Source organism: Microvirga arvi, assembly GCF_016892765.1.
GTDB classification, from domain to species: domain Bacteria; phylum Pseudomonadota; class Alphaproteobacteria; order Rhizobiales; family Beijerinckiaceae; genus Microvirga; species Microvirga arvi.
In genome coordinates, this window is sequence record NZ_JAFEMD010000002.1 from 118,606 (window position 1) to 136,197 (window position 17,592).

General features: G+C 64.4%; 17 protein-coding genes. 10 read left to right on the forward strand and 7 right to left on the reverse strand.

Going from position 1 to position 17,592, the window contains the following annotated elements:
• Positions 1 to 164: 164 nt before the first annotated feature.
• Positions 165 to 1,055, forward strand: coding sequence for a LysR substrate-binding domain-containing protein (locus ILT44_RS01895; RefSeq protein ID WP_204237859.1), 891 nt, complete (start codon positions 165 to 167; stop codon positions 1,053 to 1,055).
• Positions 1,056 to 1,058: 3 nt separating this feature from the next.
• Here the strand turns inward: ILT44_RS01895 and ILT44_RS01900 are convergent, their stop codons facing one another.
• Complete coding sequence (locus ILT44_RS01900; RefSeq protein ID WP_204237860.1) at positions 1,059 to 1,988, reverse strand: DMT family transporter; 930 nt, start codon at positions 1,986 to 1,988, stop codon at positions 1,059 to 1,061.
• Positions 1,989 to 2,255: 267 nt separating this feature from the next.
• On the opposite strand from ILT44_RS01900, the gene ILT44_RS01905 reads away from it, so the two are divergent.
• Positions 2,256 to 2,846 carry a helix-turn-helix domain-containing protein gene (locus tag ILT44_RS01905; protein WP_204237861.1) on the forward strand — a complete coding sequence of 197 codons (591 nt, stop codon included), beginning with the start codon at positions 2,256 to 2,258 and terminating at the stop codon, positions 2,844 to 2,846.
• Between the two features lie 143 nt (positions 2,847 to 2,989).
• On the opposite strand, the gene ILT44_RS01910 is transcribed toward ILT44_RS01905, so the two are convergent.
• Positions 2,990 to 3,985: a DUF2865 domain-containing protein gene (locus ILT44_RS01910; RefSeq protein ID WP_204237862.1), complete on the reverse strand. Its 996-nt coding sequence runs from the start codon at positions 3,983 to 3,985 to the stop codon at positions 2,990 to 2,992.
• A gap of 173 nt (positions 3,986 to 4,158) precedes the next feature.
• On the opposite strand from ILT44_RS01910, the gene ILT44_RS01915 reads away from it, so the two are divergent.
• Positions 4,159 to 4,482 (forward strand): hypothetical protein, encoded by a 324-nt coding sequence (locus ILT44_RS01915; protein ID WP_204237863.1) that lies wholly within the window; start codon positions 4,159 to 4,161, stop codon positions 4,480 to 4,482.
• A gap of 320 nt (positions 4,483 to 4,802) precedes the next feature.
• Here the strand turns inward: ILT44_RS01915 and ILT44_RS01920 are convergent, their stop codons facing one another.
• Positions 4,803 to 5,456, reverse strand: a complete 654-nt coding sequence (locus tag ILT44_RS01920; RefSeq protein WP_204237864.1) for a hypothetical protein — start codon at positions 5,454 to 5,456, stop codon at positions 4,803 to 4,805.
• Between the two features lie 572 nt (positions 5,457 to 6,028).
• Here ILT44_RS01920 and ILT44_RS01925 point away from each other — a divergent pair.
• Positions 6,029 to 6,280, forward strand: a complete 252-nt coding sequence (locus tag ILT44_RS01925; RefSeq protein WP_204237865.1) for a hypothetical protein — start codon at positions 6,029 to 6,031, stop codon at positions 6,278 to 6,280.
• Positions 6,281 to 6,667: 387 nt separating this feature from the next.
• On the opposite strand, the gene ILT44_RS01930 is transcribed toward ILT44_RS01925, so the two are convergent.
• Both ILT44_RS01930 and ILT44_RS01935 read right to left on the reverse strand, forming a co-directional pair.
• Positions 6,668 to 8,440, reverse strand: a complete 1,773-nt coding sequence (locus ILT44_RS01930; protein ID WP_204237866.1) for an adenylate/guanylate cyclase domain-containing protein — start codon at positions 8,438 to 8,440, stop codon at positions 6,668 to 6,670.
• A 1,564-nt stretch (positions 8,441 to 10,004) separates the two neighbouring features.
• On the reverse strand, positions 10,005 to 10,592 hold the full coding sequence (locus ILT44_RS01935) for a hypothetical protein (protein ID WP_204237867.1): 588 nt from the start codon (positions 10,590 to 10,592) through the stop codon (positions 10,005 to 10,007).
• 195 nt (positions 10,593 to 10,787) lie between these two features.
• Here ILT44_RS01935 and ILT44_RS01940 point away from each other — a divergent pair, with 195 nt between their 5' ends.
• From ILT44_RS01940 to ILT44_RS01950, 3 genes are all read left to right on the forward strand, one after another.
• Positions 10,788 to 10,925 (forward strand): hypothetical protein, encoded by a 138-nt coding sequence (locus ILT44_RS01940; RefSeq protein WP_204237868.1) that lies wholly within the window; start codon positions 10,788 to 10,790, stop codon positions 10,923 to 10,925.
• Positions 10,926 to 11,173: 248 nt separating this feature from the next.
• Positions 11,174 to 12,721, forward strand: a complete 1,548-nt coding sequence (locus tag ILT44_RS01945; protein ID WP_204237869.1) for an MFS transporter — start codon at positions 11,174 to 11,176, stop codon at positions 12,719 to 12,721.
• Positions 12,722 to 12,796: 75 nt separating this feature from the next.
• Complete coding sequence (locus tag ILT44_RS01950; RefSeq protein ID WP_204237870.1) at positions 12,797 to 13,270, forward strand: VOC family protein; 474 nt, start codon at positions 12,797 to 12,799, stop codon at positions 13,268 to 13,270.
• A 9-nt stretch (positions 13,271 to 13,279) separates the two neighbouring features.
• Here ILT44_RS01950 and ILT44_RS01955 read toward each other — a convergent pair whose 3' ends face one another.
• Both ILT44_RS01955 and ILT44_RS01960 read right to left on the reverse strand, forming a co-directional pair.
• On the reverse strand, positions 13,280 to 13,720 hold the full coding sequence (locus ILT44_RS01955) for a hypothetical protein (RefSeq protein WP_204237871.1): 441 nt from the start codon (positions 13,718 to 13,720) through the stop codon (positions 13,280 to 13,282).
• Positions 13,721 to 13,893: 173 nt separating this feature from the next.
• On the reverse strand, positions 13,894 to 14,559 hold the full coding sequence (locus tag ILT44_RS01960) for a hypothetical protein (RefSeq protein ID WP_204237872.1): 666 nt from the start codon (positions 14,557 to 14,559) through the stop codon (positions 13,894 to 13,896).
• A gap of 143 nt (positions 14,560 to 14,702) precedes the next feature.
• Here ILT44_RS01960 and ILT44_RS01965 point away from each other — a divergent pair, with 143 nt between their 5' ends.
• Genes ILT44_RS01965 through ILT44_RS01975 form a run of 3 tightly spaced genes read left to right on the forward strand, consistent with a single transcriptional unit; the run spans position 14,703 to position 17,367 of the window.
• Positions 14,703 to 15,281, forward strand: a complete 579-nt coding sequence (locus ILT44_RS01965; protein ID WP_204237873.1) for a PepSY domain-containing protein — start codon at positions 14,703 to 14,705, stop codon at positions 15,279 to 15,281.
• Positions 15,281 to 15,943, forward strand: a complete 663-nt coding sequence (locus ILT44_RS01970) for a response regulator transcription factor (protein WP_204237874.1) — start codon at positions 15,281 to 15,283, stop codon at positions 15,941 to 15,943. Before ILT44_RS01965 ends, ILT44_RS01970 begins: the two co-directional genes overlap by 1 nt.
• Positions 15,940 to 17,367: a sensor histidine kinase gene (locus ILT44_RS01975; RefSeq protein WP_204237875.1), complete on the forward strand. Its 1,428-nt coding sequence runs from the start codon at positions 15,940 to 15,942 to the stop codon at positions 17,365 to 17,367. The genes ILT44_RS01970 and ILT44_RS01975 overlap by 4 nt, the downstream gene beginning before the upstream one ends.
• The last annotated feature ends 225 nt before the right edge of the window (positions 17,368 to 17,592 follow it).

Below are 17,592 nucleotides of genomic sequence, written 5' to 3' on the forward strand. Positions count from 1 at the left end.
CCAAGGCGTTCCAGGAACGTTTCACAGGAAGAAAACCATATAAATCATTGATTTTAATGAATTATTTTCATGTTTTCTTGGAACACTATACTTGGAACGTTTCATCACTTGAAACGATTGTTTGAGATATGTATCATCAACGGGATTGATGATGGGGTTTGCGCATGCACCTGCTCGACATTGACCAGCTGAGGACGTTCGTCGCCATTGCCGATACCGGGTCGTTCACCCGCGCGGCGGAGATCGTGCACAAGACGCAGAGCGCCGTCTCCATGCAGATGAAGCGGCTGGAGGACCGGGTCGGCAAGGCGATCTTCGAGCGCGACGGGCGCCTGTCGAAGCTCACCGACGAGGGCGAGCGCCTGCTCGACTATGCCCGCCGGATCGTGCGCCTGAACACGGAATGCATGGCCTCCTTCAACGACAACGAGCTCACCGGCCGCGTGCGCCTCGGCCTGCCCGACGATTACGCCGACCGCTACCTGCCGGAGATCCTGGCCCGTTTCTCGCGCTCCAACCCGAAGGCCGAGGTGACGGTGATGTGCGAGCCGACGCACAACCTGATCGAGCGGGTGCAGCACGGCGACCTCGATCTTGCGATCATCACCCATGTGGACCGGCGCGGCCCGTCCGAGATCGTGCGCATCGAGCAGTTGCTGTGGGTGACCTCCGCCCGCCACGGGGTGCACGAGGAGACGCCGGTTCCCCTGGCGCTGGGACGCCCCAATTGCGGCTGGCGCCACTCCGCCACGGAGGCGCTGGAGAGCGCCGACCGGCCCTTCCGCATCGCCTATGTGAGCTGGCACTCCACCGCCGTGGGCGCCGCGGTGCTGGCGGGGCTCGCGGTCTCCGTGCTGCCGGAAAGCGCCGTACGCCCCGGCATGCGCATCCTGGGGCCGTCCGACGGCTTCCCGGCCCTGCCCTCGTGCAAGATCGGCCTGATCCGCGCCCGCGGCGAGGAGAACCCGCTCGCGGACGCGCTCGGCTTCCACATCAAGCAGTCCCTCGACAACCTGGGTTCGACCCGCAATGTGCAGCCGATCGCGGCCGAATAACCCTTATTTGGCAGTGGGCCTGCGCAGAACCAGCACGTTGCCGACGAGCGCCAGCACGACGCCGATGACGGCGAGCCACGTCCACGCATAGCCCTCAATCAAGGTCGAGACGGTGAGCGCCACGATGGGAAACAGCACCGTGGCGTAGCCCGCCCGCGCGGCTCCGAGACGCCGCAGCAGGGTGAGATACGACATGAAGGCCAGCACCGACGCGCCGATGGACAGATACAGCAGCGACCCGACATATTTGACCGTCGGCTCGATGATGAATTCGTTGCCGCGCAACAGGTTCAGCGCCAGCAGCACCGCGCAGCCATAGGTCATGCCCCAGGCGGTGGCCGAGAGCAGCGGCACGCCGCGGCGCTGCACCATGGTCGAGATCATGTTGCCCGAGCAGAAGAACAGGGTGCCCATCACACAGAGCCCCAAACCTTTCAGCGCCGCCGCGTTGAAGCCAGCACCTGTGATTTCCGGCCAGAACAGGAACACGATTCCCGCAGCCCCGATCACGCCGCCCGCCGCCACCCGCGCCTCCGGCCTCTGCCGGAAGATCGCGAACCCGAGCACGAGGTTGAAAACGGAGGCCAGCGAGAACACCACCGAGAGCAGGCCCGACGGGATGCTCAGGCCGCCGTAATAGAACGACACGAAATTGCACGAGAACAGGCAGGCCCCCACCGCCGCAAAGCGCAGATGGTCGGACGCCGCGAAGCGCACCCTGTGGCCCGTGGCGAGCACCCAGCCCCACATGAGCAATGCCGCGAGCAGGAAGCGCCACAGCACCGACATCTCCGGCGCCACGACGCCCAGCTGCGCCCGGATCCCGATCCAGCTCACGCCCCAGAGAAAGACCGTGGCGGCGTAGAGGCCGAGGCTCGACCCGTCGATCCGGTTCAGGCTCTGCGCGGGCATGGCGGCGGTGGCGTGGCTCATGGCGTCTTCGTCCTCTTGGGACCACCCGAATACGCCCGCCAAACTATGAGGACAAATGATGATATCTGATCGTTTTCCCTTGGAACGGTGATGGAACACGCCGATTCCGGGCTCCCGCCCTGGAACGCCCTTGGAACAAACCCTGGAACAGCCTGGAACAGCGTTCCAAGCTGTTACATCCCCTAAGGGCACCACCATCAACCTTGACAATTATCCCATGAACGGCATAATGTTCTTCTTTTGTTCTAATTTGAAGAAACCATTGCGATGCCGTCTTTGCCCCCTCTCCCGGCCCTGCCCTCCGGCCAGAACCCCGCCTCCACCGCGCCGGATCCTGCCGCCAGGGAGCCGGTGCGGCTGCGCGACAAGCTGAGCCCCGATGAGGTGGCCCGGATGCGGGAGCTGGTGGAGGGCACCGACTGGCCCTACCGGCGCATTGCCGGAGAGCTCGGCCTGTCCATCGCCACTGTGTCCCGCTATGTGGCGGAGGGCGGCTGGCAGCGGCCGCCTGCCCCGGCATTCTCCCCGGCCTCGACGGCCCGGTCCCGGCAGCGGCTCACCCAGAGCCTCTGGCGCCTCGCCGAGCGCCACGCGGAGGAGCTGGAGCACCAGCCCATCGCACAGGCCCAGCGCGCCCTCCAGCCGCTCGCCCGCCTCACCCGGACGCTGGGCGAGATGGACAAGCACGCCCGCCCGCCTCAAGCCCCGCACGAATACGAGATCGACGCGCCCAAACCCCGCCGCAGCCTCAGCGAGCTACGCGACGAACTCGTGGCTCATCTGGAGCGCATCGAGCGCGAGGAGGGCCGGCACTGGGACATCCGGGAATGGTGGTTCAGCCATGGCGAAGGGATCTGAGGGGAAGGGATCTGAGGCGAAGGGATCAGAGGAACGACGAAGGTCGCCGTCGATGCCACCGGCCAGGGTCGAGGCGCCCTCGTGAGAAGCCGCCTTGGCCCGGCGAGGGTCTCCACCCTCGCCCCATCGACGGACGCTCGGCTCTACCGCACCGGGACCGGGATGATGTCGGGGGCGATGACCCGGATGCGCCGGCCCTCTCCAGGGGATGGCGGCGTGTTGCCTCCGATGCTCCCGGTGGTCTCCGGATCCGCCGGGATGGACGCCTGGAGGCTCGAGGCTGCCGTCACGATCGCGCCGTCGGCCTTGTCCCGTCTGGTTCTGGGCCGCTTCAGGGCGGCGTTCGTCATCTGCTGGGAGATGGCCGCCGTCACCAGGATGTCGCCCTTCTTGCGGTCGATCAGGCTTTCGGCCTTGCGCAGGGCCTGCGCCCAGCTCTCATCCGGCTTCTTGCACGAGCAGCTCGGATCATAAGCCTTCCGGTAGCGCAGCGCATTGGGCAGCTTCATGTACGGCTCGCCCGTCTGCGACACGGCCTCCTCGATGCCGCCTTCGCGGGGCGCAAGGAAGACCCTCACCTCCGTGTTCGGGCACAGGGCGCTGCACAGGGCCGCCTCGCCCCCATTCCGCTTCGGCTCGCCGTCCAGCGGGAAGTAGCTGCCGTCGCAGGAGCGTACGCACACGAGGCGAGAGTTGCCGTCCAGCTTGGCGGCTGGAAGGGATTCGGGCTCGGCGCCGTCGCAGGCGCGGCTGATGGCGGCCCTGAGCTGTCGCCGCCGCTCGGCGGCTGCCGACGGGTCCACGGCCTGGCCGACGAGGGATTGGTAGCTCGCCTGAAGGGCGCGGATCTGCCCGGCGATGGGGCCGCATTCCGCCGGCGCGCTGAAGAAGAAGCCGCTGCGGTCGCAGCCGATGGAACGATAGTAGCCCGCCAGGCGCTCGATCTCGCGCGCATGCCGCTGGGCATTGGCTTCGGCCTGACGGGACGAGGCGCCGCTGCGGTTCAGGGAGGCCAGTTCGGCCTTGTACCGCTCGCAGGCCTGGGCCTGGGCGAAAGCCGCCGATGGCCTGATGAACAGCAGCGGCAGGATCGCCATGCCGAGGATCAGAACGGATGCCTTGCGGCGGGTGATACGCATCGACGTCCTTCTCCTCCGGTGCTGAAGCATCGCATGGACGGAGCCCTGACCCTGCCCGGCGGCAGCCTATTGCGACGCTTGGTCGATCATCAAGCGGGCAACCGCTGCTCCGGTTCCAAACCTAATGCTTTTGCGTTCCCGGAAACGGGAGCGCCGGCGCAACCCCGCGCCCCGTGACGGGCGAGCGGCGCGAGGAGATCACAGAGAAGCTCTGGCGCCTCGCCGAGCGCCATGCGGAGGAGTTGGAGCACCAGCCCATCGCACAGGCCCAGCGCGCCCTCCAGCCCCTGGCCCGCCTCACCCGGACCCTCGGCGAGATGGACAAGCACGCTCACCCGCCCCTGCCCCCGGGAGAATACGAGATCGACAACCAGCCCCGCCGCAGCCTGCATGAGCTGCGCGACGAACTCGTAGCCCATCTGGAACGCATCGAGCGCGAGGAGAAGGAATACGACGAGCGCTATCGATGGACGTTCGAGAATGGGGCGGGGATTTGAGGAAGATCAAACGAAGGTTTGGAACAAGAACATCAGCGAACCTTAAACACTTATCGCGTTCCCGGGAGCAGTTGAGTTCGACATTGCGTTTGCTCTGCTGCGCCACTCCTGCCGTACATTGTGCTGCTGCATTGGCGCTGGCGCTGCTGACGGGTGCGGCGATCTACGAGTTCGGCAGCATTGATGTCTTGGGCATTGGCCAATCATCGTCATCCTCATAGCGATAAGGGCTGACGGAGCCATGAATCTGCAATCAAGCAGGGCCGGCCGATGCGGCCGGCCCCGTCAGGGAGCAATGCCCTGTCACAATCCGGCGACGCTCAATGGGCTGAACGGCTGTGCAGCGATCGAACCTTCACACCAGAAGGCGAGGCTTCACTGAAGAGAACATGCGCCATGATCTGAGTGAGGGCGATCGCGACGCCGAGCACCACGGCGTAGGCCAGCAGGATTGTGGTTGCCGGCACGACGAAGTTGAGCTGCGGCATAGCACCGAGAAGAAGCGGCACATACCACGAGGTGGCCGACACGACGCCGAACGTGATCAGCAATGAGCGCTGCAGGACGGTCATTCCCTCAAACAGGCTTTGGCCGACGCGCGCCCTGACGAGCGGCAGCACGGTCCTATGAATGAAGACCCCGTTGAGGGTGAGAACCCCGACGATCGCGATCTTCGCCCATACCTTCTCATTGCCAAGTTTGGCGGGATCGAAGGCATAGTAGTGGAGCAGGAAGGCTGCGCCCGATACCCAAAGCACGAGCAGTCCAGCGGTCACGACCTTCGAGCAGAACTCGATGATCGACGCATGCTCAGGGGCGATCTTGCCCGCCGCGACAAAGCGTAAAATCACCAGATCAAGGACCGTTGCAGCGCCAAGGCCGACGACAATGCCAATCAAATGAGAAAATTTGATCCCTGTCTTCAACAACGATGCTTGATCTGATGATAATAACACAAGGTAAAGTTGTTCCATCCCATAGTTCCCCTTTACTACGTGCCCCTTAATACTTGGTCACTTCTAAATGTGTTCATCCTGTGACGTCCGTAGTTGCTGACTTTGTGCCACATTTGACTGACGGAATATAATCTCTTGACTTAGGGGATTTTCCGGAGATTGGGCGGAAACTTGGCGAGTTGGTGTCGCGTCGGATCGCCGAAGTAAGGCGACTCACCCCTCCTCCCGCCATGCGGATCCTTGCCTCTCGGAGCCATTTGCGCTGCCAAGGTTAACCTTTGTAGCAGCCAGTCCTGCTTTGTGAGGTGCATGGCAATCCGCAAGCTCTACAACCCATTGTTGCGGGATGCTCATCCTTCAGGCACCGGGGCAGTCGTAGCGGGTGTCGGACAGATGCTCGGACCTGATTGTGAATTAACGGCAGGGCGGCAAGGACTTGCCATTTGCGTCTCGAGAGCCATCATTCTCAAGCTATGAGTCTTACTGATTGATGCAACTCCACTCATCGGGCACAGGTTCTGTGTGCCGCTGCCAAGGTTAACCTGAGCGTATAAGTGTTTTTCAAGCTATGTAGTAACCCCAGCCGTCTGATGTTTCGTTTTATTGTCATGTACATAGCCGTGGTCGAGGCCCTTCTTTTTGCCTTTCTCGGTGCCCTCTATTGGCTGGATGGCGCCTCGGCTGAGGTGACGAGCCCTCTTGCACGGTTCGCGGCAATTCTCTGCATCGTCGGAGTTGTGCCAGCACTGGTTCTTGTGGTGCTGGATCGCTGGCTGGCTGTCGCTCTGCTCCTGACGCTGGCCGTCTTGACCCTGGCTGTTTTTGGGTTCGCGTACCTGTAACCAAGCAATGGCTGCGCTCCATCCTGGACGCTGCCACGACCCGTTTATTGCCGTTCCTGCGCATCATGTCTCGCTCATCTCGAGGGCGGTATCCTGCTGGCGCATCGTGCGGGAAAAGCGGATCCGGTTTTTCCGCGCTCAAAGATGCGCAACCCCAGAGGATGAGCATCGGATCAATCCCAAAAGTGCAAATCTACTTTTCACATCCGATGCTCTAGTGGCACTCCTGCGACGTAAGCGCTTGGCCCGCGTCGGCGCTTAAGCGGCATTCGGCAGCAAAGACCACCAGACTTGATCCAGCCCGTCGGCTGATCTCCGCCTTCGTTCCTGGAGCCGGGACAACAAGCTGCCTTAGATTTCCGGAGTCCATCGATGGACTGTCGAGTATTATTCCGGGATTCCGGCCATTCTCAAAGCCGCGAAGATCCGCTCGCGAACCTGCGGATCTCGTACCGCGTGCTGGCGGTTGGCGAGTGTGATCGTCTGCTGTGGATCTTGGGCAAGCAGCCTCTGCCCGACCACTCGCGCCTCCTCCAACCGGCCAAGCTCTACCAAAGCCACTATGAGACCCCGCAGGGCTGCTCCATACGTAGGTTTTTCTTGGATGGCCTTCTGAACCCACGGCAATGCTTCGTCAGGGCGACCACCAACCAGCAGTGCGAAGCACAGTCCGGTTTCGATCCCATACATATCGGGGTCAAGAGGGTTCAGGCGGATCACCTTCTTAAAGTGATCGACCGAGACCTGCCAGTCACCCACCCACATGCGTACCCAGGCGCTATTCCTATAAGCAACCGCAGAGTTCGGGTCCAGCAAGAGTGCACGGTCGGTCGCGGCGAGTGCTGTCTCGTAGTCACGCGCCAGATACGCCAGCACGATCCCCACCCTGCCCAAGGTAGTCGGATCGTCGCCATGGTCCGCCCACGCCTCTCGGGCCAAGCGGATGCCCGTCTCGGCTTCCGTCTGGTCCCCCCAGTTCTGGATAACTCGAACATTATGGAGCAGTGCCGCCAAAGCCTTGGCCGAGGAATAGTTCGGGTCCAACTCCAGCGCGCGACCGAGCAGCCGCAGGGCCTCCTCATTCGCAGGTTTGGTGAGCGCATAAAAATGTGCCATTGCCTGCATGAAGAGGTCGTAGGCGTCGAGATCATGGGTCGGCTTCGCGGAGGACCGCTCGATCTCAGCCCGGCTGATGCTCGGCTCGATAGCTCCGACGACACTCTCCGTGATGCGGTCCTGCAAATCGAAGATGTCGGCGAGTTCGCCGTCGAACCTGTCAGCCCAGATGTGCCGCCCATTGGCCGCTTCGATCAATTGCCCCGTGACCCGCACCCTGTTCCCGGCCTTTCGGATGGAGCCCTCCAGCACGTAGCGCACGCCGAGTTCCCGGCCGACCTGTCTGATGTCCACGGACCGGCCCTTGTAGGTGAAGGACGAGTTCCGGGCGATCACGAAGAACCAGCGCACGCGGGACAGGGCAGTGATGATCTCCTCGACCATTCCATCGGCGAAGTACTTCTGCTCTGGGTCGCCACTCATGTTGGTGAAGGGCAAGACGGCCAACGATGGTCTGTCAGGAAGAGGCAAGGCCGGCCGTGTACCGGGGGCAGCAGTGTCCGTAGGAGCGGCCTGAAGGCTATAGATCCTCACCGGCCTGGCGATGTTCTTGACCTGCTGCTCGCCCCGGTCCTCGAAGGAATACGGCAGCTTGTCCCGGACCTCCTCGTAGACCTTGCCCGAAACCCAGATTCCTCCAGGCTCCGCCATTTGCTCCAGTCGGGCTGCGACATTCACCCCGTCGCCGTAGATGTCCCCGTCGGCTTCAATGATGATGTCGCCCAGGTTGATGCCGATCCGGAGCTGGAGGGCCTTGGGAGATTCCCGAGAGCCCGTGGCGGCAAGGCACTCCTGGATCTCTGTGGCGCATCGGACGGCCTCGACGGGGCTGGAGAACTCGACCAGGATGCCATCGCCCGTGGTCTTGACCACGCGCCCTTGGTGGTCATTGACCTTCGGCTCGAGCACCTCTCGGCGCAGGTCCTTGATCCTCGCCAGGGTTCCTTCCTCGTCCTGTCCCATCAGGGCGGAGAAGCCCACCACGTCAGCCGCGAGGACCGCCGCAAGGCGCCTTTGGGTCTTCTGATCCGCAGGAATCGCCATCCTCTACAGCCATGCAGGTGTCGAGCGACGATCGTGCTTCGCCGGACGCGCTCCGTCCAGAGGCAATATGGTGGCATCGCTCGGCGGCTTCGGGACGGTGAGGTTCGGAATCGGCCCCTGCCAGCGGTGCCTTGCAAAATCGAAATCTCTCTTCTATCCAAGCACTTACTGGCTGCCCGGTGGTCTGCTGCCGAATAGCGCGCTTAAGCGCCGACGTTTGTGAGGCGGTCAGATTGTAAGGGTATGAGCCGGAGCCGACTTTAGGCAATCCGAATCATACGGCTTATGTGCGGCACCATCGCTGGCAGCGGGGTTGGCGCCAGCGGCTCCTCAAGGGTTCTTCTACATTCGAGTGAACTTTTAAATTCATGCTCATATTGGGCCGAGCGGGTCGGCCATATAGGCTGACTCTTTACCGCCTCATGTCCCAAGCGCCCATAGAAGCTCCCTAAAAACATCCTTACGCGCAAATGATATCGCTTTAGCTGCACCTTGAATTGGCAGCGTTCAACCCGTCAGTATGACAACGACCACAGCCGAGGCGAAGAGAAGCATCAGAGCGCCGATGCCCAGTATTTGGCTTTGTTTGATGTTCATGGAGATCCCTTCTGCAGAAGCCGCCCATACCAAAAATGATCCCGCAAAGCGGCTGCGTTTGAGCCTCACAACAGGCTTTCCACGGCCATCGGGAGCGTGACTTGCAAGGGGTCATGTCCAACCTCGTCATTCACGATGTCCGGCAGGGCCTTCATGGCGTCAGCTTTCGCCGCAAGGCCCCCTTGTTCCACTTCCGCGTGGTCAGGCATAAGGTGGCCACCGTATGTGCCACCTCCCTGGTGATGGGTACCTTTGATCGGTCCTTCGCAGATTGCGCAAGGAGCGTGCATCCGCGCCGCGTTGTCGGCAGCCCGCGTTCTGCTGGCAACTAACGGGACCGGCTGACCATAGGTGAGACACCTGATGTGAGGTCACTATTCCCGGCTGTCGCGGCTTTTTCTGATCCGATGCGACACACCAGATCCGTGTTTCAGAAAGGGAGTTCTGCGAATTGCGAGAAAACTAGGCGAGAAAACCAGGAAGGTCTGCTCCCGGCAGTTTCCTTACCTGAACCCAGCGTCGCCGGTTGCGTGAAAACAGACATTGGGGAGGGAAGCGGAAGTCGAGGTCGATGGTTTTCCACTCCCGGCATTCAGCACTTCAAAAACGAATGGCGTCGAACACAATTTGGCTTGGCTCTGACAGAGTCTGCCTTTCGACAGTGACACCGAAGCGACGGCTCTGCGTTGGCACTTCGCGGGTTCCACACGGAATCCACCGCCTCCAGCCTGATCGGCCTTGCTCGACCGAAAGCCTTAAGGAAGCCCCCTGCCCCGCACCTTCTTCAACGGGCCTATCGGCGAGGGCGTCCTCGCCGATCCCGAGGGGCAGGATCGCCGTGATGCGGGTCGGAGCCGTCAGGCATCATGCCTTCCGCTGGCCGATGCGGCAACAGAGTTCAAGCGCATCGACCCATGCGAAGGGTCTCGGCTCGAACCAGGCTATCACCCGACAGCGTCAGCGCCCGTCAAGGCTTCAGCTTGTCACGATGGGGTGCGTATCCGCGCCCTGTTCGGCCGTAATCCGGCACGTCAGGTTCCCGGTTTCTCCTCTCCCCGTGGATCAGCCAGGCCAGGGCGTATCCGGCCGCTGCCGCCATGAACAGCGCGAGCAACGGGTTTCCCGTCACCTGCTGCGTCACGGCCCGCTGGCCCTGGCGAAAGTACCGCTCCGCCTCCGGATATCGCTCCCGTGCCTGTCGTGCGTATTGCTCGCCGCGATCGTACACGTCGCGGGCGACGCCCGACGCTTGATCCGAAACCTCGTGCAGGGCGTCCCGCACCTGATTCAGAATATGCTCGGTCGAGGCCTGCGGCTGACCGCTTTGGCGGTCACCCGCCGCCGGGCGGGCTTCCCGTTCGGGAGCGGGGCCTTTGGTGACGGTCACGGAGACCGGGTCGCTTGTCGGAAAGGTCTCCTCGATGGCGTGGTCGAGCCTTGCATCGAGGTTCTCCTGCGAGTTCTCGGCCAGATCGTTGTCCAAAGGCTGCCTTGCAGACTTGTTCCCGTCCCTTCCAGGAGCGGATGGGCTGCCAGCATGAGGGGGGTTCACCATGTGAGTTCTCCAGGACGCCCGGGCGGGTCCGTCGTTAATCGTCATCCTTGTAACGCCAAGGCTGCAAGGGCTGTTCCGGCACGGCTCAATCTGTGCCACCGTGGCGCCCGCATGGCAGGCTGGGGCTTGGGATCGGCGTTGACCTCTCCCCGGCTCCATGTAAGCTCAACCTCCATCAGAAAAGGACCGAAGCCTATGGCCGGCAAAGCGCGCACCAGACCCTCGTTCAAGAAACAGACCCGCCGCTACAAGGCGGTGGTCGCCCCGGCCAAGGTGCTCGAAGGGCAGAGGAACCTCACCAAAAAACGGCGCTACGCCAACCGCCACGGTTAGCCGGACACCAGGCACGAGAAGGAAAGCCGGTCGAACGGCTTCTTCAGGAACCGGGGCCATCGGCATCGTCCCGGGCTGCCGCCTCAATCCGTCTGCAACACCCGGCCGCGCGGGAACCGGGATCCGGCACGAGCGCTCGTGACGCGTCAAGGCGCGCTGCGTCGACGGGCCATTCCGGACGATTCAAGTCTTGCCAAATCCTCGCGAGCGCATGACAGTGCCCGCCCTGCCAAGGTGAGAGGCGGTTCATGCAAGAACGGGCAACCCTTGAAGACCAGCCGCTCGCGGGGCGTCGCGAGTGGATCGGGCTTTGCGTTCTGTCGACCGCCTGCCTGATCTATTCGATGGACCTGTCGGTCCTCTTTCTGGCGATGCCCGCCATCGTGGCGGATCTCGATCCGTCGGCATCGGAACTTCTCTGGATCAACGACATCTACGGCTTCATGGTCGCGGGCTTCCTCGTGACGATGGGCACGCTCGGCGACAGGATCGGGCGCCGGCGCGTGCTGCTCATCGGCGCCTTCGCGTTCGGCTTGGCCTCCGCGCTGGCGGCCTTTGCAGGCACGGCGCAGCAGCTCATCATGGCGCGCGCGCTGCTGGGCATCGCCGGCGCGACGATCGCGCCGTCGACCCTGTCCCTGGTGGTCAATCTGTTCTCGAACGAGGCCGAGCGGAACCGGGCGATCGGCATCTGGGGCACGGCCTTCGCCTTAGGGGGATTGGTGGGGCCTCTCATCGGCGGGGTGCTGCTGCAATCCTTTCATTGGGGATCGGTGTTTCTGATCAACATCCCCGTCATGGTCGCGCTGCTGATCGCCGCGCCCTTCCTGTTGCCGGAATACAAGAATGAAGGCGGCGAAAGGCTCGATCTCATCAGCGTGGCGCTGTCGCTCGGCACGGTCCTGCCGATCATCTACGGCTTCAAGCACATGGCGGCGGACGGCTTCGCGCCGCGCCAGCTCGTGGCCATCGCGGCCGGCCTGCTGGTCGGCGTGCTGTTCGTGCGCCGCCAGAAAAGCCTCGCACATCCGCTGATCGACCTGCGCCTGTTCCGTATTCCCGCCTTCACCGCCTCGCTGATCGTCAATCTCGCCGGCATGTTCTTCGTGTTCGGCGTGTTCCTGTTTCAGAACCTGTTTCTGCAGCTGGTTCTCGGCCTGTCGCCGCTCGAGGCGGCCCTGTGGTCCGTGCCGTCCGCGTTCGTGTTCACAATCATGTCGTTGCAGGCGTACCGGTTCACGAACCGGCTCGGGCCGGTCAAGACTGTTCTCCTCGGCCTTCTCGTCAATGCCATCGGAGTTTCCGCGATGGCAGCAGCAGCCTATGCCGAGAGCCTGGTCGGCGTTCTTGGGGCCAGCATGATCATCGGCCTCGGCTTCGTGCCGGTGGTCCTCACCACAACAGGCCTGATCGTCGGGACGGCGCCGCCGGAGCAGGCAGGCTCCGCCTCCGCCATCTCCGAGACGAGCGCGGAGTTCGGCGGAGCGCTTGGCGTTGCACTGCTCGGAAGCCTCGGGACACTGGTCTACCGCATGACGATGGACGGCGTGGACCTGAGCGGGCTGAATGCCGCTCAGCAGCTCGCTGTCTCCACCACGCTCGCCGGCGCGGTCGAGACCGCCAAGGCGATGGGCGAAACCGCGCCGGCCTGGCTGGAGGCGGCCCGGAGCGGCTTCTCGCTGGGCTTCGCGGCCTGCTGCGCCCTCGCCTCGGTCACGCTGCTCGGTCTCGCCGCTCTGGCGCACAAGATCTATTCCAGCGCCCATCTCGACGAGACCGCGGCGATGCCTCACTAGGCTACGCCTGTCGGACCGTCGAGAACCATGTGAACCCGCCGGAATATCGGCTTCAGAAGGATTAAGGAACACACCATGGCGAAGAATACGATCTGCCTCTGGTACGACAAGGACGCCGAGGCGGCCGCCCGCTTCTATTGCGAGACCTTTCCTGACAGCGCGGTGCATGCGGTGCACCGTGCCCCCGGCGACTACCCGTCCGGCAAGCAGGGCGACGCGCTGACGGTGGAGTTCACGGTTGCGGGCGTTGCCTGTCTCGGCCTCAACGGCGGTCCCGCGTTCAAGCACAGCGAAGCCTTCTCGTTCCAGATCGCCACCGACGATCAGGAGGAGACCGACCGCTACTGGAATGCCATCGTCGGCAACGGCGGCCAGGAGAGCGCGTGCGGCTGGTGCAAGGACAGGTGGGGCGTGTCCTGGCAGATCACGCCGCGCGTGCTGATGGAGGCGCTGGCGGCAGGCGGCGCTGAAGCCAAGCGCGCGTTCGAGGCGATGATGGAGATGAAGAAGATCGACGTCGCCGCCATCGAGGCGGCGCGGCGCGGCTGAGATGCGGGCTCACCCCTGAGGCGCGGACAGCGCCTGCTGGAGTTGAGCGGGGTCGATGGCCACCTTCAGGACGGTTCCGCCGAAATCCAGAACCAGGACGGGTTTCTCGCCGCTCCGGTCGACACTGGTCCTCAAGGGCTGCACCGGAACGCTTTTCGCATGGTTCGGCCCGGCATCGGCGGCGAAGGACCTGGGCGGTTTGCCCTGGTGGGTGCGCACCATGTCGTTGAGCAGGTCCGTCAGGATCGGCGTCGTGTCCACCGCGCCGAGAAGAATCTCGTATTCCCTGCCCGTGTCGGTGCGAATGCCCAGGACCACGATGGCGCCGTCGTTCGCGACCTGAACGCGCCACGCCTTTGAACCGATCCGCTTGACCAAAATCCAACCCTCCCGATGCGCCTCGCATCGGCCTGCCGCAAAACCCGGCACGCCCGCCAAGCCGATCCACATGCTCGACTTCCCGAAGACACTCGCCGTCCCGGAAGTCCATGGATCACCCGATAGGCTGCCGGGCCGCTTCTTTGTCAATCCCCTGGTGGCGGGGATGGCGAGGAAGAGCACTGTCGGTCAATCCGGATTGCCGCGGAGCCAGGGGCTCCGCGGCAGCATCGAACCGGCCCGCATCACTGGCCGTTCACGCGGCGATCGTCTCCCGGTTCGAAGCGCTTGTCGCGGTCGAGGCGGCCGCCGTTGTCGTCTGCAGCGGAAGCGGGATCGTCGGCTCCACGTCCACGGGCGCGGCGCACATCCGCCACGTGATCGGCACCACGGGTGCGGGTCTGGTGCTGGTCCCGGGTCTGGGTTCTTGTCCCGCCGCCCATCAGGATGCCGTCATCCGTTCCGCGGCCGCGCCGGCCATCCTCGGCCCGGGCCACTCCATGATCGTCGCCGCCCCGGCCGCGTCCCCGTCCCTGGCCGCCATGGTCGTCCGCCCTGTCGCGACCACGATCGTCGTTCCGTCCCACGTCATCCCCACCCCGGCTGCGTCCGCTGTCGTCGCTGCTGCGGCCACCGCGCCCGCCGTTGTCGTCTCCACCGCGGCCTCCACGCCCGCCGCTGTCGTCACCGGAGCGTCCGCCGCCATGGCTGCCGCCGTCGTCTCCGCCGCGGCCTCCCCGGCCTCCACTGTCATCGCCGCCGCCGCGGCCGCCGCCATCGTCGCCACCGCGCGCCAGAGCGGGGGACAGGACTGCGCTCGCGATCATCGCCGGGACGGCCGCTGCCGTGAGCGAGGCCAGCATGGCACCCAGGACCAGAACACTCGGACCGTTCTTGATTGGCTTCAGCATCGTCTTCCTCCATTCATCCGGCGCGAAGCAGTTCAGCGCCGATGCAGGAGCAATCTGGCCCAAGGCGGGCATCGGAACCTGACGGGCCATGTCAGCGAAATATCAGATTGGGCGTGCTATGCTGGGGTCCTTTGGAAGGCTCTATGACGCGTCGTCACCTTATCGCGCTGCTTCTGCTCCCCCTGGCGCTGGCCCCGGTCGAAGGCTCCTGGATGAGTGCTGCCCTTGCCAAGGACGGCGACAGCGGGGGTGGCGGCGGAGACAGCAGCGGCCGCGGCGGCGGTGACGACAGCGGCCGCGACGGCGGCGGCAACAGCGGCCGTGGCGGCGGGGACGTCGGCGACCGCGGCGATGACCGGGGATCGAACCGGGGCGACGATGGCGGCGGCCGCGGCCGGGGTCGCGGAGGCGACGACGACGGCCAGGGACGGGGACGCGGCCGAGGCGGCGACGATGCCCGGGCCGCTGCGCATGCGGGCTGGGGCAGCACCTCCTCCGACAATGCCCGCGAGGCCGTCTCCCAGGGCTGGGCCTTGGCCCTGAGCACCGTCCTTCCGACTGTCTCGAAGGCGGTTCCGGGCCAGGTGCTGGAGGTCGACCTGCGTCAAGCCTGGGGCGGCGAGTGGCGGTACGAATTCCTGGTCCTGACCCAGGATCGCCGCTACCAGGAGGTCGTGGTGGATGCCCGTCGGAACAAAGTCCTTCAGGTCAGGAGACGCTGATGCGGGTCCTTCTCGTCGAGGATGAAGCGGCCATCGCCAGGGACATCGCCGGTGCCCTGGGCGAGACCGGCTATGTGGCGGACATCGCCAGGGATGGCGAGGACGGCTGGTTCCGTGCCTCGACCGAGGATTACGATGCCATCATCCTGGACCTGGGCCTGCCGAAGCTCGATGGCCTGTCGGTGGTGCGCCGGTTGCGGGAGGAGGCCAGCACCGTTCCGATCCTCGTGCTCACGGCCCGCGGCTCCTGGCTGCAGCGCGTCGAAGGGATCGATGCCGGTGCCGACGATTATCTGACCAAACCCTTCGAGATGGAGGAGCTTCTCGCCCGCCTTGCCGCCCTGCTGCGTCGCGTCGGGCGTCACGTGACGCCCCTGATCGAGGTCGGCGCGCTCAGGATCGATACGCGGCGGCTGCGGGTGATGGTCAACGGCCGGGCGATCGAGCTGTCCCCGCTGGAATTCCGTCTGCTGCGCTACCTGGCGCACAATCGCGATCGCGTGGTCGCCCAAAGCGAGCTGGTCGAGCACGTCTACGGATCGGACGAGCCCGAAAGCAACACGATCGAGGCCCTGGTAGCGCGCCTGCGGCGCAAGATCGGATCGGAGACGATCGGAACCCGCCGCGGCCACGGCTACATCATGGAGACGCCCTCGTCATGACCTGCAACTCGATCCGGCTGCGGCTGCTCATCGTGGCGATCACGTCCATCGTCGTGACGATCGCCGTCGCGGGCGCTTCCCTCGTCGTCTTCTTCGAGCGCCAGGTGCTCCGCTATGTGGAGCAGGACCTCAACATCCACTGGACCGAACTCGCCACCGCCTTCGGCACGGAGGGCGAGGCGGGCTTGAGCCAGCGGCTGACGGATCCGCGCTATCATCAGCCCTATGGCGGGGCCTATTGGCAGGTCACCGAGGGAGGGCGGCCGATCCTGCGGTCCCGCTCGCTCTGGGATCAGACCCTCCCCGCGGGCGAACCGCGCCAGGGTGCCGATCGGGACAAGGCCTTCGAGGTCGAGGGGCCCGACGGCTCCGAGCTCTACGTGATCGAGCGGGAGGTCACGATCGACGGCAAGCAGGGCTCCCGCACATTCGGCCTCGCGGTGGCCCTGGATCACGCGCAGGTGGTGGAGCTGCGCCAGGCCTTCGGATGGGACGTGACCCGCGTCCTGCTCCCCATTGCGGCGGTGCTGGTTCTGTTTGCCTGGCTGCAGGTCTCGCTGGGCCTGCGTCCGTTGCGGGCCGTGGGGCGAGACCTGAATGCGGTTCAGACCGGCCAGATCCGGCGCATGACGCGCCGCTTTCCCAACGAGGTCGCGCCGCTGGTCGAGAACATCAACAAGCTGCTCGACCGGCAGGAGAACCTCGTCCGCAAGGCGCGGGACCGGGCCGGCGCCCTGGCTCACGGACTCAAAACGCCCCTGACCATTCTCGGCGGCGAGGTGCGCCATCTCGAACAGACGGGCAGGCTCGACGCCGCGGAGCGTATGCAGGAGCAGCTGGAGATCATCCGCACCCATGTGGAGCGCGAGGTCGCGCGCGCCCGCACCAGCGGCGCATCGGTGGCATGCGGCGCCTATACGCAGGTCGACGAGACCGTCGCGCGCCTTCTGCGGCTGATGCAGCATCTGCCCAGGGGCGAGCAGCTTGTCTGGCAGACCGGCATTCCGACCGAGTTGGCCGTGGACATGGATCCTCATGACTTTGGAGAGGTCATGGGCAATCTTCTCGACAACGCGAGAAAATGGGCCGACACCCGGGTCGATGTTCGCACGGAGCGCACGGGGGAGAACGCCCGTATCGTCGTCGAGGACGATGGCCCGGGCTTCTCGGGCACGGATGGCGCACGCCCTGAACGGGGAATGACAGGACGATCCGATGCGACCTCGAGCGGATTGGGTCTCGGCATCGTGGAGGACATCCTGGCCGAGTACGGAACCAGCCTGGACATCGATGGCGATGGCCGCTTCCGCATCTCATTCGAGATTCCCCTGTGCCCGGAGAAACCCATCGTTGCCTCCCAGGAGGCCCGATCCCACGAAGGACAGGCCTCGGGCGCCTGGCCGGGCGAGATCACGAGAGCCTGAGCCTTTCGGCCACGGGCTCCGGGTGCGTGAGGCTTCGCACGGTCCTGAACGGCTGGTGGCCTCCAAGGTCAGGCGCATGCTTGATGGGGATCAGTTCTAATTGCCGCCGGTTCATGGGCGAATGTCCGGAATGGCACGGTTCGGCTTGGCCCGGGCAAAGACCTGCAGGTGACAGCGGCACTGACAGAGCGCCCGACAATGACCGGCAATTCCGGAGACCATCCG

What these genes read in the sequence shown, in the direction of transcription:
- ILT44_RS01895 (WP_204237859.1), top strand. Translation starts at nt 165, where the DNA reads ATGCACCTGCTCGACATTGACCAGCTGAGGACGTTCGTCGCCATTGCC.
- ILT44_RS01900 (WP_204237860.1), bottom strand. Translation starts at nt 1,988, where the DNA reads ATGAGCCACGCCACCGCCGCCATGCCCGCGCAGAGCCTGAACCGGATC.
- ILT44_RS01905 (WP_204237861.1), top strand. Translation starts at nt 2,256, where the DNA reads ATGCCGTCTTTGCCCCCTCTCCCGGCCCTGCCCTCCGGCCAGAACCCC.
- ILT44_RS01910 (WP_204237862.1), bottom strand. Translation starts at nt 3,985, where the DNA reads ATGCGTATCACCCGCCGCAAGGCATCCGTTCTGATCCTCGGCATGGCG.
- ILT44_RS01920 (WP_204237864.1), bottom strand. Translation starts at nt 5,456, where the DNA reads ATGGAACAACTTTACCTTGTGTTATTATCATCAGATCAAGCATCGTTG.
- ILT44_RS01925 (WP_204237865.1), top strand. Translation starts at nt 6,029, where the DNA reads ATGTTTCGTTTTATTGTCATGTACATAGCCGTGGTCGAGGCCCTTCTT.
- ILT44_RS01930 (WP_204237866.1), bottom strand. Translation starts at nt 8,440, where the DNA reads ATGGCGATTCCTGCGGATCAGAAGACCCAAAGGCGCCTTGCGGCGGTC.
- ILT44_RS01935 (WP_204237867.1), bottom strand. Translation starts at nt 10,592, where the DNA reads ATGGTGAACCCCCCTCATGCTGGCAGCCCATCCGCTCCTGGAAGGGAC.
- ILT44_RS01940 (WP_204237868.1), top strand. Translation starts at nt 10,788, where the DNA reads ATGGCCGGCAAAGCGCGCACCAGACCCTCGTTCAAGAAACAGACCCGC.
- ILT44_RS01945 (WP_204237869.1), top strand. Translation starts at nt 11,174, where the DNA reads ATGCAAGAACGGGCAACCCTTGAAGACCAGCCGCTCGCGGGGCGTCGC.
- ILT44_RS01950 (WP_204237870.1), top strand. Translation starts at nt 12,797, where the DNA reads ATGGCGAAGAATACGATCTGCCTCTGGTACGACAAGGACGCCGAGGCG.
- ILT44_RS01955 (WP_204237871.1), bottom strand. Translation starts at nt 13,720, where the DNA reads ATGTGGATCGGCTTGGCGGGCGTGCCGGGTTTTGCGGCAGGCCGATGC.
- ILT44_RS01960 (WP_204237872.1), bottom strand. Translation starts at nt 14,559, where the DNA reads ATGCTGAAGCCAATCAAGAACGGTCCGAGTGTTCTGGTCCTGGGTGCC.
- ILT44_RS01965 (WP_204237873.1), top strand. Translation starts at nt 14,703, where the DNA reads ATGACGCGTCGTCACCTTATCGCGCTGCTTCTGCTCCCCCTGGCGCTG.
- ILT44_RS01970 (WP_204237874.1), top strand. Translation starts at nt 15,281, where the DNA reads ATGCGGGTCCTTCTCGTCGAGGATGAAGCGGCCATCGCCAGGGACATC.
- ILT44_RS01975 (WP_204237875.1), top strand. Translation starts at nt 15,940, where the DNA reads ATGACCTGCAACTCGATCCGGCTGCGGCTGCTCATCGTGGCGATCACG.